The sequence below is a fragment of the Pseudomonas sp. PL-6 genome (genome assembly GCF_054110165.1).
In genome coordinates this window covers 2,172,431-2,187,135 of record NZ_CM134189.1, presented here as the reverse complement: position 1 = coordinate 2,187,135, position 14,705 = coordinate 2,172,431, and the positions used below count along the sequence as shown (strand labels likewise).

Sequence of the window (14,705 nt, the reverse complement as noted above, 5' to 3'; positions counted from 1 at the left end):
AACGGCCCGTGGTGCGTAGCCCGGATGCCATCCGCGAGCGGGCTGGCGGGGCGCCGCTCTTTCCCGGTTTGCATCCCGGCCATGGGCGATGGCCGGCACAAATAAAAACGGCCTGCAGAGCAGGCCGTCGTTCCAGCACGGGTGGTTACTTGAGCACCGCCAGGGCCGCCGCGTAGTTCGGCTCGTCGGCGATCTCGCCGACCAGCTCGCTGTGCAGCACCTTGTCGTTCTCGTCCAGCACCACCACCGCACGGGCGGCGACGCCGGCCAGCGGGCCGCCGGCGATGGCCACGCCGTAGTTCTTGAGGAAATCGGCGCCGCGCATGGTCGACAGGTTGATCACGTTGTCCAGGCCTTCGGCGCCGCAGAAGCGCGCCTGGGCGAACGGCAGGTCGGCGGAGATGCACAGCACCACGGTGTTGGCCAGTTGCGCGGCCTCGGCGTTGAACTTGCGCACCGAGGTGGCGCAGGTCGGGGTGTCGATGCTGGGGAAGATGTTCAGCACCTTGCGCTTGCCGGCCAGGCTGGCCAGGCTGACGTCGCCGAGGTCCTTGCCGACCAGGCTGAAGGCCGGTGCTTGCTGACCGACCTGCGGCAGTTGACCGTCGACCGGAACCGGGTTGCCTTTGAGGGTGACTTGCGCCATGGGGAGAATCCTTTTCTGCGAAGTGAGGGTAGAAGAGTAAGGGCGCGATCCGGGCTTTTGGCAAGCCTAGAACGCGCCCTCGTCAGGCTGCGGATCAAGCTGACCCGGAGGTCAGACTACTTTGCCGACACTGGCGACACATTCGCTTGCTTGGCGAAGTACTCGCGGGTCAGCGCCACCACCACCGGGCTCAGCAACAGCAGCGAGAGCAGGTTGGGGATGGCCATCAGGCCGTTGAGGGTATCGGCCAGCAGCCAGGCGAAGTCCAGCTGGGCGATGGCGCCGAACGGCACCGCGACGACCCAGACCAGGCGGAACGGCAGGATCGCCTTGGTGCCGACCAGGTATTCCCAGCATTTCTCGCCGAAGTAGCTCCAGCCGAGGATGGTGGTGAAGGCGAACACCACCAGGGCGACGGTCAGGATCGCCCCGCCGATGCCCGGCATGGCCGACTCGAAGGCCGCCGCCGACAGTGCCGCGCCGCTGGCGCCGCTGGTCCACACGCCGGAGCAGATGATCGCCAGACCAGTCATCGAGCAGATGATGATGGTGTCGATGAAGGTCCCGAGCATGCCGATCATCCCCGAGCGCACCGGGCTGCTGGTGGTGCCGGCCGCCTGGGCGATACCGGCGGTGCCCAGGCCCGCCTCGTTGGAGAAGATGCCGCGGGCCACGCCGAAGCGGATCGCCGCCATCACCGCCGCACCGGCGAAGCCACCGGTGGCGGCGACCGGGGTGAAGGCATAGGTGAAGATCATCTCGAAGGCCGCCGGAATCTGGCTGGCGTTGACCACCAGCACGACGATGGAGGCGACGATATAGGCCACGCACATGGCCGGCACCAGCGAGGCGGCGACCTTGCCGATGCGCTTGATGCCACCGAGGATGACCAGGCCGACGAACACCATGGTCACCAGGCCGGTGACCCACAGCGGCACGCTGAAGGTGGTTTCCAGGGCGTGGGCCATGGAGTTGACCTGCACCATGTTGCCGATGCCGAAGCCGGCCAGGCCGCCGAAGATGGCGAAGGCGCCGCCGAGCCAGGCCCACTTGGCGCCCAGGCCGTTCTTGATCGCGTACATCGGGCCGCCGACGTGCTCGCCGCGGTCGTCCTTCTCGCGGTAGTGCACGGCCAGTACCACTTCGCAGTACTTGGTGGCCATGCCCACCAGCGCGGTGCACCACATCCAGAACAGCGCGCCGGGGCCGCCGAGGAAGATGGCGGTGGCCACGCCGGCGATGTTGCCGGTGCCGACGGTGGCGGCCAGGCAGGTCATCAGCGCCTGGAACGGGCTGATCTCGCCGCTTTCTTCGTCGTCTTTCTTGCGCCCCTGCCACATCAGTTTGAAGCCGGGGCCGATCTTGGCCAGCGGCATGAACTTCAGGCGCAGCATGAGGAACAGCCCGGTACCGAGGATCAGCACCAGCATGGGTGGGCCCCAGACCAGGCCGTTGAGTTGGTTCACCAAGTTGGTTATGGCTTCCATTGAAGGGTCCTTATTCTTGTAGTTGCGCGGTTGGGTACCCGTCGCATGATCGACTGCCGGATAGACAGTGCCGTTTTTTCGTCACCGCCCCGCGCTGCACCAGGGTTGCCGGATCGAGGGGGCGGCTAAGTATACGAAGACGAAATAAGTTCTTTTCACTATTTAGAAAAAAATTAACGCGACCATTCTCCAAACGGTTGGGGAAAAGCCGCACGAAACACCTGGATAAGTCGGCTCGGCCCCGGAAAAGCCAGAGCAGTTCCACGCCGGCTAGAAATCGCGCCGATAGAACAGGTCCAGGGAACTGGCCAAGCCACTGGCGGCCTCGAGATAGAGCCTGCGGCCGAGCTGGTAGCGCAGCGCGATGGTATTGGCCGGTTCGAACACGCCGACGCCGTAGCGCAGGCTGAGGCGCTCGGTGAGGTTGCCGCTGGCCACCACGCTGGTGGTGATGCCGCTGCCCTCGGTGTCGAGCTGGAAATCCTGGATGCCCAGGCTGCTGGCCAGGCTGCTGGTCAGCGAACTGCTGCCGGCCAGGCCCAGGGCCAGCGCGGCCTGGCCGAGCATGTTGTTGTCGCCGCTGCCCTGCCCCAGCGGCCGGCCCAGCACCAGGTAGGACAGCGCCTGCTCCTGGCTCATCGCCGGCTCGGCGAACACCGTGGTGCTGGGTTGCTCGGCGCTGCCGGACAGACGGATGCCGGCGACCACATTGTCCACCCGGCGAATCGCCTCGACGTCGAGGAACGGCTGATCGATGGGCCCGGTGAACAGCAGACGCGCCCGACGGATGGTCAGGCGCTGGCCGTAGGCGCGATAGCGGCCGTTCACCAGGTCCAGCTCGCCGCGGGTGTCGAGGTCGTCGCCGATATGCACGCGCCCGCGCAGGTCGGCGCTCAGGCCGAAGCCGCGGAAGGCCAGCTTGTCCTGGCCGACCTCGACATCGACATCCATGGCGATGCCCAGCGCCTCCTCCTCCAGCGGCGCCTCGCGCCCGGCCACCCGCGCATCGCCGGACAGCTTGACGGTGGAGGCCGGCAGCTCGCGCACGCTGATCTGCCCGCGCGGGATGCCGACCTTGCCGCGCACCGCCAGTTGCTGGGCGCGCAGCTGCAACTGCAGGTCCGGTTCCACTTCCAGCTCGGCATAGGGCTCGACCTTCAGCGGCAGGCGCTGGCCCTGCACGGACAGATCGCCGCTCAGCCCCTCGGCCCAGCTCAGCTCGCCGCGCAGGTTGCCGCGCCCCTGCTCGCCGCTGCGCCAGTCGCCGGCCAGCTGCAGCCGCTCGCCGGCGATCAGCGCCTGCAGCTGCAGCGCCTGCAGGCTGAGCGGCAGTTCGCTGCCGGCCAGTTCGCCGTCGTCCAGGCGCAGCTGGCCATCGACCTGCGGCGCCAACAGCGGCCCGGACAGCGTGCCGCTGCCCTGCAGGCGCCCCTCCAGGCGCTCGGCCATGGGCACGAAGGGCCGCAGCACGGCCAGGTCGAAACCGGTCAGGCGGAACTGGCCGCTGAGCGGCTTGTGCGCCGGACGCGGATCGAGCTGCGCCTGCAGGCTCAGTTCGCCGAGACGTTCGCTGAGCAGGCGCAGCTCGCTGTCCACCCGCTGCGGGCGCAGCGTGCTGTCCAGGCGCAGGCTGGTGTAGGGGAAATCCAGCCACTCGTCCTGCTCCGGCTGGCGAATGCGCAGGCTGCCGCCGCCGGCATCCAGCAGGATGCGCCCGTTGGGGCCGCTGGCCGGCAGCTCCAGCTCGAGCCGGCCGTCGAGCCGCCCCTGCCAGGCGAAATCCGCTGGCAGCCAGGGTTGCAGGCTGGCCAGGGGGAAATTCTCCAGGCGCAGATCCAGGCTCGGCTGCGGCGCCAGGCGCTGCTGACCGCCGCACAGGCTGGCATCGCCGGCCCGCCAGCAATGCGCGCCCAGGCTCAGCTGGCCGCTGGCCAGGCGCTGCAGCGCCGCCGGCTGTTGCAGCTGCCAGTCCTGGCCGCCGCTCTGGATGCGCCCGCTGGCGATGCGCCCGCGCCAGTCGCCCTGCTCGCTCAGGTTGCCGTCCAGCGCCAGGGCCGTTTGCAGCAGCGGGCCCTGCAGATCCAGCTGCAGTGCCTGGCGCCGCGCATCGCCCTGGCCATCGGCCTGCAGGCGGCCGAGGTAGGTGTCGCCGAGGCGAATGCCGCGCGCCTGCAGCGCCAGCCTGCCCTGCTGACGGGCATCCAGGCTGGCGTCCAGCTGCAGACGGCGCAGGCTGGGCTCGCCGAAGGCCAGGCGCTCGCCGCCGAGCTGCAACCGGCCCTGCGGCGCCTGCAGCGTACCGGCCAGTTCCAGGCTGCCCTGCACCTGACCCTGCAGGCCCGGCCAGAGCTGACCGAGGCGCGGCAACGCCAGTTGCAGCTGGCCGCGCAGGCGCTGATCCAGCGCACCCTGTCCGCTCAGGCGGTTGTCGCCCAGACGCACCAGCAAGCGCTGCACCTGCCATTGCTCGCCGGCGCCGGCGCCTTGTACCTGCAGCTGCGCGGGCTGGCCGCGCAGGCGCCCGGCCAGGTCGATATCGGCCTGCGCCTGCAGGCGGCCCTCGCTGAAACTGCCGCGGCTGTTCAGCGGCCCGCCGAGCCGGCCGGGCATCTCGGCCAGCCAGTAACCGGGATCCAGTTCGCTGAGCTGGAGCATGGCCTGCCAGTCGATGCCCGCGGCGAAGCCCAGCTTGAGCACGCCGTCGAGCTTGCCCTGGCCGGCCCGCAGCTGCAGTTGCGGCAGGCTGATCTGCTCGAGATCGCCGCTGACCGGGCTGCTCAGGCTGAAGGCGCCGGCCGGCCCCTGCAGCTGTCCGGCGAAGTTGCCCAGGTAGTTGCCGCCGCTGTAGCTGAATTCGGCCTGCAACTGCTGCAGGCTCACCGGCGGCGCCTGCTCCAGCGGGTACAGGCGCTGCCAGGGGAAGGCCTGCCAGTCCAGCTTGGCGTCGGCGGCGAAGGCCTCGCGCCAGTCGAGGCGGCCCTGCAGCTGCAGGTGCTGCTCGGCGTCGCCCTGCAGGCGCAGCAGCTCGATATCCGCGCCCTGGGCCTCGACGCGCCCGCGCAGGCGCACGGCGATCGGCGCCTGCTCGGCCGGCAGGCTGGCCTCGCCGTCGATGCGGTAGCCGCTGGCCAGATCGCCCGTGGCGCGCAGCTCCAGCTGCTGCAGGCGCAGGGTCGGTGGCAAGGCGCTGTTGGGCGCGAAGTCGCCGCTGCTCAGGCGCAGCTCGGCCGGCAGGTGCTCGGCCAGGGCCTGCACCTCGCCGACCAGGCGCGCCTCCAGATAGCCCGTGCTGTCGGCCTGCAGGGTCAGGCTGCGCTGCAGCTCGCCGCCGACCTGCAGCGCCAGCTGCCAGGGTTTGCCGTCCACCTCCGGCAACTGCAGGCGCCCGCTGACGGCCAGCGGCCAGTCGCCCTGCGGGGTCAGCTCGCCGCTGAGTTCCAGGCTGAGCTCGTCGCGGCGCAGGCTCAGGCGCTGCAACGTCACGCCCTGCTCGTTCCAGGCGGCGATCAGGCTCAGTTCGCTGAACTGGGCCTGGCCGTCGAGGCGCAACTCGCCGAGCTGGATATCGCCCAGTTGCAGGCGCAGCGGCAGCTTCAACTGCGGTAGGCGCAGCGGCTCGCCACTCGCCTCCCCGCTCGCGGGCAGGTTCAGCGCGGCCTGTCGCAGGTGCAGGCGATCCAGGCACAGGCTCAGGCGCAGCAGGCAGGCCGGCGACCAGGCGAAATCCACCTGGTGCAGCTCGGCGCGCAGCCCGTCCTGCTGCCAGCGCAGCACATCGGCCTGCCAGGTCGCAGCGAGCCGGCCGCTGAAGTTCTCCACCGTCAGCCCCGGCACCTGCGCCAGCAGCCAGCGGCTGCCGCCCTGGGTCCCCAGCAGGCCCAGCACTGCCGCGCCGAGCAGCAGCGCCAGGCTCAGCAGCCCCGCCGCCAGCCACTTGAGTGCGCGCCTCATAGTTCCGGCCCCATGGAGAAGTGCAGGCGCACGCCGCCCTCGTCGTCCAGCGCATGGGCCAGGTCCAGGCGCAGCGGGCCGACCGGCGAGACCCAGCGCAGGCCAAAGCCGACGCCGGTCTTGAGGGTGGGAAAGTCCAGCGAGTTGAACGCGTTACCCTGGTCGACGAAGGTGGCCAGGCGCCACTTGTCCGTCAGGCTGTACTGGTACTCGGCGCTGGCGGCGAACAGGTAGCGGCCGCCGATCTTGTCGCCGCGGTCGTTCTCCGGCGACAGGCTCTGGTAGTCGTAGCCGCGCACGCTCTGGTCGCCGCCGGCGAAGAAGCGCAGCGACGGCGGCACGCCGGAGAAGCCGTTGGTCTCGGTGCCGCCCAGTTGCACGCGGCCGAGCAGGCGATGGTTGTCCAGCACCGTGGTCAGGCCCTTGAGCATGACGTTGCCGTGCACCACGTTGGCGTCGGAGAGCACCCCGTCCACCGCGCCGGAGACATCGAACTGCAGGCGATAGCCGCGCCGCGGATCGAGGCGGTTGTCGCTGCGTAGCAGCGAATAGCTGACGCCCGGCATCAGCAGGGTGCTCAGGCCGGAGTCGTCGCCCAGACGGTACTCCTCGCGCTGCCACTTGAGCGACAGCACCCGCTGCCAGCCGCCGGCGCGCTGGCTGTGCCACTCCGGACCAAGGGTGAGCAGACGGCTGAGGCTGTCCTTGCTGGCCAGTTCCTCGTACTGGTAGCCGCCGGCCAGGCGCAGCTTGTCGGTCAACGGCGGGTCGCCGGGCATGTCGTACCACAGACCGAGGTTCTGCCTTGGCGCCGACAGCTCGGTCTCCACCCCGTAGCTATGACCCTGCGGGTTGCGCCAATGGCGCGTCCAGGAGCCGCGCAGGCGCGGCCCGACGTCGGTGGAGAACCCCACACCCAGGCCCAGGGTGCGCGGCTCGCGGGTCACCAGCGCGACCGCCACGGGAATGCGCAGCTGCTCGGCCTGGGTGGGAATGGCGTCGATGCGCACCGACTCGAAGTAGCCGCTGGACTGCAGCGCCTGGTACAGCTCGGCGATCAGCTCGGAATCGTAGGGGGTGTCCGCCTGGAACGGCACCATGCGCCGCAGCAGCGCCTCGTCGAAGGGAAAGTCGCCGCTGAAGGCGAGGTCGCCGAGGCGGTAGCGCGGCCCGCTGACGTACACCAGCTCGATATCGGCGACCCCGGCGACGGGGTCGATATCCAGGCGCTGGCGGGAGAAGCGGCCGTCGAAGAAGCCGTAGCGCGAGGCCTGGTTCTGGATCAGCCGCTTGGCGTCCTCGTAGCGGCCGTGGTGCAGCACCGCGCCGGGCTGCAGGCGGCTGGCGCTGGGCAGGCGAAAGGCGGCCAGCTCGCTGGCCGGGCCTTCGATGCGGATGTCGACGTTGCGCAGGCGCACCCGTTCGCCGGGCTCCACCTCCAATACCAGGCGCGGCGTCTCGCCCTCCTCAATGCGGCTGCGGATGCGCGCCTGGTAGTAGCCCAGCGCCTGCGCGGCCTTGTCCGCCTCGGCCTCGGCGACCCGGCGCAAGCGCCGCAGCGCCTGGCCGTCGCGACCCTCGAGGCTGCCCACGTAGCCTTCGATATTGGCCTTGAGGGCCGCATTGGCCGGGCTGATGCGCACGTCCAGCTCACCGGCGGCGAGGGCGCCGGTGCTGATCAGCAGCAGCGCCAGGCTGCGCCGGATATGTCCATATACGCTCATGGCCGGGGATGCTATCACGGAGCGGACGGCGAGCTAGAGCGGTGGAGAACGGCGGTGACAGCCAGGGTTCAGGCGCGGGCCCGCGCCACCGGTTGCGGATTGGGGTGGAAGAACACGTGCTCTACCACCGGGCCAATGGCCAGTTCGCCGATTTCCTCGTAACCCTGGCGCTTGTAGAAATCCAGGTAGCGCGCATTGCCGGTGTCCAGCACCACGCCCTGCGAGCCGGCATCCTCGGCGCACCAATCGTGCAGCGCTTCGAGCAGTTGCTCGCCGCGGTGCTGGCCCTGGAACTCGGGATGGATGCCGAGCAGCGGCAGCACGTGATAGGGCCCCGGCGGCAGGCAGGCGAGCACCGCGTCGTGGTATTCGAGGTAGCGCTTGGTGCAGCGGAAACCGGTGCTCAGCAGCATGCGCAGACGCCAGCCCCAGCTCTCGGTGATATCCAGGCGCCGCTGCGGCGGGGCGATCAGCGCGGTGCCGATCAGCCGGTCATCGAGCAGCAGGCCGATGGCCGGCAGCTCCTCGGCGAAGTGCTGCTGCACCAGTTCGCGCACCGTGGCCCGCACCCGCTGGTCGAAGCCCGGCCGCTCGGCCTCGAACAGGTAGGCGAAGGTCGGCTCGTGGCGGTAGGCGTGGTAGAGCAGCGAACGCACTTCGCGGGCGTAGCCGCCGTCGAGCATGCGGACTTCGGCAGGAGCGTTATGGGGCATGGCGGACCTCTGTTGTTATGCGTTGTGCGGTCGGACGCGTCACAGCCAACTTAGCACCGCCGCCAGGGCCCTGCCAGGCGCTGGCCGCGAGCGCGGCGGATCGGCTAGCATCGCCTTTTGCCCAGGACTCGCCGCCCATGAAAATCGTCTCCTTCAATATCAATGGCCTGCGCGCCCGCCCCCATCAGCTGCAGGCCCTGATCGACAAGCACCAGCCGGACGTGATCGGCCTGCAGGAAACCAAGGTGGCCGACGAGCAATTCCCCGAGGCCGAGATCCGCCAGCTCGGCTACCACGTGCACTATCACGGGCAGAAGGGTCATTACGGCGTCGCCCTGCTCTCGCGCCAAGAACCGCTGAACCTGCACAAGGGCTTTCCCGGCGACGCCGAGGACGCCCAGCGGCGCTTTATCTACGCCACCTTCACCGACGCCCAGGGCCAGCCGGTGACCGTGATGAACGGCTACTTCCCGCAAGGCGAAAGCCGCGAGCATCCGGTGAAGTTCCCCGCCAAGCAGCGCTTCTACGCCGACCTGCAGCAGTTGCTGGTCGAGCGCTTCGATCCGCAGCAGGCGCTGGTGGTGATGGGCGACATCAACATCAGTCCCGAGGACTGCGACATCGGCATCGGCGAACCCAACCGCCTGCGCTGGCTGAAGACCGGCAAGTGCAGCTTCCTGCCGGAGGAGCGCGAGTGGCTGGCGACCCTGAAGAACTGGGGCCTGGTCGACAGCTTCCGCCAGCTCAACCCCGGGGTGAATGACCGCTTCAGCTGGTTCGACTACCGCAGCCGCGGCTTCGAGGACGAGCCCAAGCGCGGCCTGCGCATCGACGTGATCCTCGCCAGCCAGGCACTGCAGGGCCGGCTCAAGGACGCCGGCATCGATTACGAACTGCGCGGCATGGACAAGCCCTCGGATCATGCGCCGATTTGGCTGGAACTGGGCTGAGAGGCTCTACGGCGCGCCCCAGCGCCGTCATATCACTGAAACCTGACTGACTTAATCTGCGCGGCACTCTCCATCACCCACTAGAAGGTGTCTGCCGCATGCCGCGCGCCCCGTCCGCCGTCGACCGCGACCTCTGGAGTCGCACCCTGTCCCTGCTGGTCCTCGGCTTCATCTGCTACGCCCTGCCGCTGTCGGTGTTCGCCGCCCTGCCCGCCTCGCAGGGCGGGCAGCCGGTGCTGCGCCTGCAGGGCTCCAACACCATCGGCGCCAAGCTCGGCCCGGAACTGGTCAAGGGCCTGTTCGAGGCCCAGGGCCTGCGCGATATCCGCAGCGAGGCCGGCGCGGCGGAGAACGAACAGCGCCTGCTGGCGCGCCACGCCGACGGCCGCGCGGTGATAGTCGAGGTCGCCGCCCATGGCTCGGGCACCGGCTTCGCCGCGCTCAAGGACGGCACGGCGGACCTGGCCGCCTCGTCGCGGCCGATCAAGGACGGCGAAGCCACCGCCCTGGCCGGTCTCGGCGATCTGCGCAGCGCGCAGGCCGAACAGGTGATCGCCATCGACGGCCTGGCCATCATCCTGCACCCGAGCAACCCCATCGCGGCGCTCGGCGTCGAACAGGTGGCGCAGCTGTTCGCCGGCGAGATCGGCGACTGGCGCGAGCTGGGCGGCAACCCCGGGGCGGTGCGTTTGTACGCCCGCGACGACAACTCCGGCACCTACGACACCTTCAAGGAGCTGGTGCTGGCACCGGGCGGGCGCAGCCTCGCCGCCGGCGCCCAGCGCTTCGAGTCGAGCACCCAGTTGTCCGATGCGGTCAGCGGCGATCCGCAGGGCATCGGCTTTATCGGCCTGCCCTATATCCGCCAGGCCAAGGCGGTGGCCATCGCCGCCGGCGACTCGCAGCCGATGCCGCCAAGCACCACGCTGATCGCCACCGAGGACTACCCGCTGTCGCGCCGGCTGTTCCTCTACAACCAGCCGCAACCGGACAACCCCTGGGCCCAGGCGCTGATCGACTTCGCCCACAGCCCGCGCGGCCAGGCCATAGTCGACGCCAGCGGCTTTATCGCCCAGACGGTGCAAGCGATCCGCGTCGAACCCAGCGCACAGATGCCGGCCGGCTATCGCCAGCTGGCCGAACGGGCGCAGCGCCTGTCGGTGAACTTCCGCTTCCAGGAAGGCAGCGCCAGCCTGGACACCAAGGCCCAGCGCGACCTGGCACGGGTGCTGGACTACCTCAAGCGCCACGACAAGCTGCATAACCAGGTGGTGCTGGTGGGCTTCGGCGACGCCAAGAGCGACCCGGCCCGCGCCGAGCTGCTGTCCAAGCTACGGGCCATGGCCGTGCGCCGCGAGCTGGCCAGGCAGGGGGTGCTGTTTCGCGAGATCACCGGTCTCGGCGACGAGCTGCCGGTGGCGGCCAACAGCGAAGACCACGGGCGCATCCGCAATCGCCGGGTCGAGGTCTGGGTCTACTAGAGTTGCAAGCGGCAGGTGGAGCAAAACCGCGGCCTGGCTTGAGGCTTGCCGGGTTAAGCGCTAGCCTGTCTGAGCGTGACGCCGGGCCCCTCTGGCGGTGAGCTCTCACCGTGATGTCGGAGTCACTGAGTCGATATTCAACTCAGGCAGACATTTAGGGAGGGCTCATGGACGCTCTACTCGCCTTTTTCACCACCCCGCTGTTCGGTACCCCCGGCTGGTTCTGGCTGGCCTTTCTAGTGCTGATCGTCACCCTGCTGGTGCTCGACCTCGGCGTGCTGCACCGTGACCAGCACGAAATCGAGATGCGCGAGAGCCTGCTGCTGTATTCGGGCTACTTCAGCGTCGGCGTCGCCTTTGGCGGCTGGATCTGGTGGCAGCTCGGCGCGACCAAGGCGCTGGAGTACTACACCGGTTTTCTCGTCGAGCAGTCGCTGTCGATGGACAACGTCTTCGTCATGGCGATGATCCTCGGCTACTTCAACATCCCCCGCCGCTACCAGCACCGCGTGCTGTTCTGGGGCATCCTCGGGGTGATAGTGCTGCGCGCCATCATGATCGGCCTGGGCACGGCGCTGGTGCAGCAGTTCGACTGGATCCTCTACCTGTTCGGCGCCTTCCTACTGTTCAGCGGCTTCAAGATGCTGCGCAGCGAGCACGAGCAGGAACATCACCCGGATCTGGCGCAGAACCCGCTGCTGCGCTTCCTGCGCCGGCATATCCGGGTCACCGACGAGCTGCACGAGGGCCACTTCCTGGTGCGTCTGAAGGACCAGGTCAGCGGCAAGCCACTGCTGCATGCCACGCCGCTGCTGCTGGCGCTGGTGCTGATCGAGCTGGCCGACCTGGTGTTCGCCGTCGACAGCGTGCCGGCGGTGCTGGCCATTTCCCAGGACCCCTTCATCGTCTACACCTCGAACATCTTCGCCATCCTCGGCCTGCGTTCGCTGTATTTCGCCCTGGCCGCGCTGATGCACCGCTTCATCTACCTGAAGTACGCCCTGGCGCTGGTGCTGATGTACATCGGCGGCAAGATCTTCCTCCACGACCTGGTCAAGGTTCCCGCCCTGCTCTCGCTTGGCGTAACCTTGGGCCTGCTGGCCGGCGGCGTGATCCTCTCCCTGCTGAGAACCCGCAACCGGGCCGGTCTCGATCGACAACAGAGTTGAAGCATGGCGGATGTACGCATAGATGAGCTGGAGCGTGGCGGCCAGCGCCTGTGGCAGGTGCGCGTCGGCCGCCGCGCGCTGACCTTTCACGAGGAGCTGGCCGCGCGCGCCTTTGCCGCGCAGTTGCACATGCGCCTCGGCTGGCTGGATCAGGCACGGAACTCCGACGACAAGGAGTCGCAACCGACATAAACGACGAGGCCCGCAAAAATGCGGGCCTCGTCCTTTTCAGCGCCTGGTTCAGCGGCTGGCTTTCATCACGTCGCGCGGCACGTACTTGCCGATCTCGTACTTGCCAATGGCGGCGCGATGCACCTCGTCCGGGCCGTCGGCCAGACGTAGGGTGCGCTGCATGGCGTACCAGTAGGCCAGCGGGAAGTCGTTGGAGACCCCGGCGCCGCCGTGCATCTGGATCGCCCGGTCGATCACCCTGAGCGCCACGTTGGGCGCCACCACCTTGATCTGGGCGATTTCGCTGGCGGCGATCTTGTTGCCGACGGTGTCCATCATGTAGGCGGCGTTGAGGGTCAGCAGGCGCGCCTGGTTGATCTCCATGCGCGAGTCGGCGATATGGTCGATATTGCCGCCCAGGCGTGCCAGCGGCTTGCCGAAGGCGGTGCGCGAAACGGCGCGCTTGCACATCAGCTCCAGGGCCCGCTCGGCCATGCCGATCGAACGCATGCAGTGGTGGATGCGGCCCGGGCCGAGGCGACCCTGGGCGATCTCGAAGCCGCGCCCCTCGCCGAGCAGCACGTTCTCGTAGGGCACCCGCACGTTCTCGAACAGCACCTCGGCGTGGCCGTGCGGCGCGTCGTCGTAGCCGAACACCGGCAGCGGACGCAGCACGGTGACGCCGGGGGCGTCCATCGGCACCAGGATCATCGAATGCTGCTGGTGGCGCGGCGCGTCCGGGTTGGTCAGGCCCATGAAGATCATCACCTTGCAGCGCGGATCGCAGGCGCCGGAGGTCCACCACTTGCGACCGTTGATCACCCACTCGTCGCCTTCGCGGCGGGCGTTGGCCTGCATATTGGTGGCGTCGGACGAGGCCACACCCGGCTCGGTCATGGCGAAGGCCGAGCGGATCTCGCCGGACAGCAGCGGCTCCAGCCACTGACGCTTCTGCGCCTCGTTGCCGTAGCGCACCAACACCTCCATGTTGCCGGTGTCCGGCGCGGCGCAGTTGAACGGCTCCGGGCCGATCAGCGAGCGGCCCATGATCTCGGCCAGCGGCGCGTACTCGGTGTTGCTCAGGCCGGCGCCGTAGTCCGACTCGGGCAGGAACAGGTTCCACAGGCCCTCGGCCTTGGCCTTGTTCTTCAGCTCTTCCATGATCGCGGTGGGCTGCCAGCGGTCGCCCTCGGCCACCTGCCGTTCGAACACCGCTTCGGCCGGGTAGACGTGCGCTTCCATGAACGCCGTGACGCGCTCACGCAGCTGTTGAACCTTGGGGGAGTAGGCGAAATCCATGGGGGCTACCTTCTTGGCTGTGCGGTTGTGGAAAAGATGCTAGAACAGCGCCTAAGATTTATCGAACCTATTTTTAGCGTGTATGAACATTCATAACCGATATATGATCGATTGATATCGACAGCCCTGGAGCGCATCCGGCATGAACCTGACCAAGGTGGATCTGAACCTCTTCATCGTCTTCGACGCCATCTACACCGAGGCCAACCTGACCCGTGCCGGGCAGATCGTCGGCATCACCCAGCCGGCGGTGTCCAACGCCCTGGCCCGCCTGCGCGAGACCTTCAACGACCCGCTGTTCGTGCGCACCGCCCAGGGCATGGTGCCGACGCCGATGGCGCAGAACATCATCGGCCCGGTGCGCAATGCCCTGCAGCTGCTGCGCGTATCGGTGCAGGAGAGCCGCACCTTCAACCCGCAGCAGGCGAACAAGACCTACCGCATCAGCATGACCGACCTCTCCGAGCAGATTCTCCTGCCGCCGCTGTTCCAGCGCCTGCGCCGCCTGGCGCCGAACGTGTGCATCGAGAGCTTTCTGGCCAAGCGCCGCGAAACCACCAAGGAGCTGGCCGCCGGGCGCCTGGACTTCGCCGTCGACGCGCCGCTCAACACCGACCCGCAGGTGCGCCACGTCAAGCTGCTCGATGACCGCTACGTCTGCGCCATGCGCCCGGGCCACCCGCTGGCCAAGGACAAGATCAGCCTCGACGAGTACCTGTCGCTGACCCACATCCACATCTCCAGCCGCCGCAGCGGTCTGGGCTACGTGGATCTGGCCCTGGGCAAGATGGGCATCCAGCGCAAGATCGCCCTGCGCTCGCAGCACTACCTGATGGCCAGCAGCGTAATGCTGCAGACCGATATGGTGATCACCGTGCCGGAGCGCTTCGCCCGCCGTCATCACCTGCACCACGTGACGCTGCCGGTCGGCGACGTGCCGGCGCTGGAAACCCATCTGTACTGGCACGAAAGCACCGATCAGGACCCGGCCAACCGCTGGATGCGCGAGCAGATGATCGAGCTGGCCCAGCAGGTCACCGCGCAGGAGAAGAAGGCCGAACAGGCCCCCGCCGCCTGAGTGAAAGGTGGTAAACGCAAGAAGGCCCGCAGATGC

At 68.4% G+C, this 14,705-nt stretch carries 11 protein-coding genes; 5 read left to right on the top strand and 6 right to left on the bottom strand.

From position 1 onward, the window contains the following. Positions 1-145: 145 nt before the first annotated feature. From tpx to ACW9UL_RS10170, 5 genes are all read right to left on the bottom strand, one after another. The gene (gene tpx / locus ACW9UL_RS10190; RefSeq protein WP_021441837.1) at positions 146-646 is read right to left on the bottom strand and encodes a thiol peroxidase; all 501 of its coding nucleotides are present in this window, start codon (positions 644-646) and stop codon (positions 146-148) included. A gap of 116 nt (positions 647-762) precedes the next feature. After that, a complete protein-coding gene (locus tag ACW9UL_RS10185) occupies positions 763-2,133 on the bottom strand; it encodes an alanine/glycine:cation symporter family protein (RefSeq protein ID WP_021441836.1) in 1,371 nt (456 codons plus the stop codon). A 270-nt stretch (positions 2,134-2,403) separates the two neighbouring features. Next, the gene (locus ACW9UL_RS10180; RefSeq protein ID WP_457790551.1) at positions 2,404-6,084 is read right to left on the bottom strand and encodes a translocation/assembly module TamB domain-containing protein; all 3,681 of its coding nucleotides are present in this window, start codon (positions 6,082-6,084) and stop codon (positions 2,404-2,406) included. Further along, entirely contained in the window at positions 6,081-7,808 is a 1,728-nt protein-coding gene (locus ACW9UL_RS10175; RefSeq protein ID WP_457790549.1) for an autotransporter assembly complex protein TamA, read from the bottom strand. Before ACW9UL_RS10175 ends, ACW9UL_RS10180 begins: the two co-directional genes overlap by 4 nt. A 68-nt stretch (positions 7,809-7,876) precedes the next feature. Beyond that, the gene (locus ACW9UL_RS10170) at positions 7,877-8,521 is read right to left on the bottom strand and encodes a GNAT family N-acetyltransferase (protein ID WP_031303986.1); all 645 of its coding nucleotides are present in this window, start codon (positions 8,519-8,521) and stop codon (positions 7,877-7,879) included. Positions 8,522-8,658: 137 nt separating this feature from the next. On the opposite strand from ACW9UL_RS10170, the gene xthA reads away from it, so the two are divergent. From xthA to ACW9UL_RS10150, 4 genes are all read left to right on the top strand, one after another. Then, on the top strand, positions 8,659-9,471 hold the full coding sequence (gene xthA, locus ACW9UL_RS10165; protein WP_397497154.1) for an exodeoxyribonuclease III: 813 nt from the start codon (positions 8,659-8,661) through the stop codon (positions 9,469-9,471). A gap of 98 nt (positions 9,472-9,569) precedes the next feature. Beyond that, positions 9,570-10,952: a substrate-binding domain-containing protein gene (locus tag ACW9UL_RS10160; RefSeq protein ID WP_457790547.1), complete on the top strand. Its 1,383-nt coding sequence runs from the start codon at positions 9,570-9,572 to the stop codon at positions 10,950-10,952. A 167-nt stretch (positions 10,953-11,119) separates the two neighbouring features. Next, positions 11,120-12,121, top strand: coding sequence for a TerC family protein (locus tag ACW9UL_RS10155; protein ID WP_457790545.1), 1,002 nt, complete (start codon positions 11,120-11,122; stop codon positions 12,119-12,121). A gap of 3 nt (positions 12,122-12,124) precedes the next feature. Continuing rightward, positions 12,125-12,313 (top strand): hypothetical protein, encoded by a 189-nt coding sequence (locus ACW9UL_RS10150; RefSeq protein WP_021446005.1) that lies wholly within the window; start codon positions 12,125-12,127, stop codon positions 12,311-12,313. A gap of 48 nt (positions 12,314-12,361) precedes the next feature. Here the strand turns inward: ACW9UL_RS10150 and ACW9UL_RS10145 are convergent, their stop codons facing one another. After that, positions 12,362-13,591 carry an acyl-CoA dehydrogenase gene (locus ACW9UL_RS10145; RefSeq protein WP_021446006.1) on the bottom strand — a complete coding sequence of 410 codons (1,230 nt, stop codon included), beginning with the start codon at positions 13,589-13,591 and terminating at the stop codon, positions 12,362-12,364. Positions 13,592-13,733: 142 nt separating this feature from the next. Between ACW9UL_RS10145 and ACW9UL_RS10140 the strand changes: the two genes are divergently transcribed. Next, positions 13,734-14,669: a LysR family transcriptional regulator gene (locus tag ACW9UL_RS10140; protein ID WP_021446007.1), complete on the top strand. Its 936-nt coding sequence runs from the start codon at positions 13,734-13,736 to the stop codon at positions 14,667-14,669. Positions 14,670-14,705 lie beyond the last annotated feature (36 nt).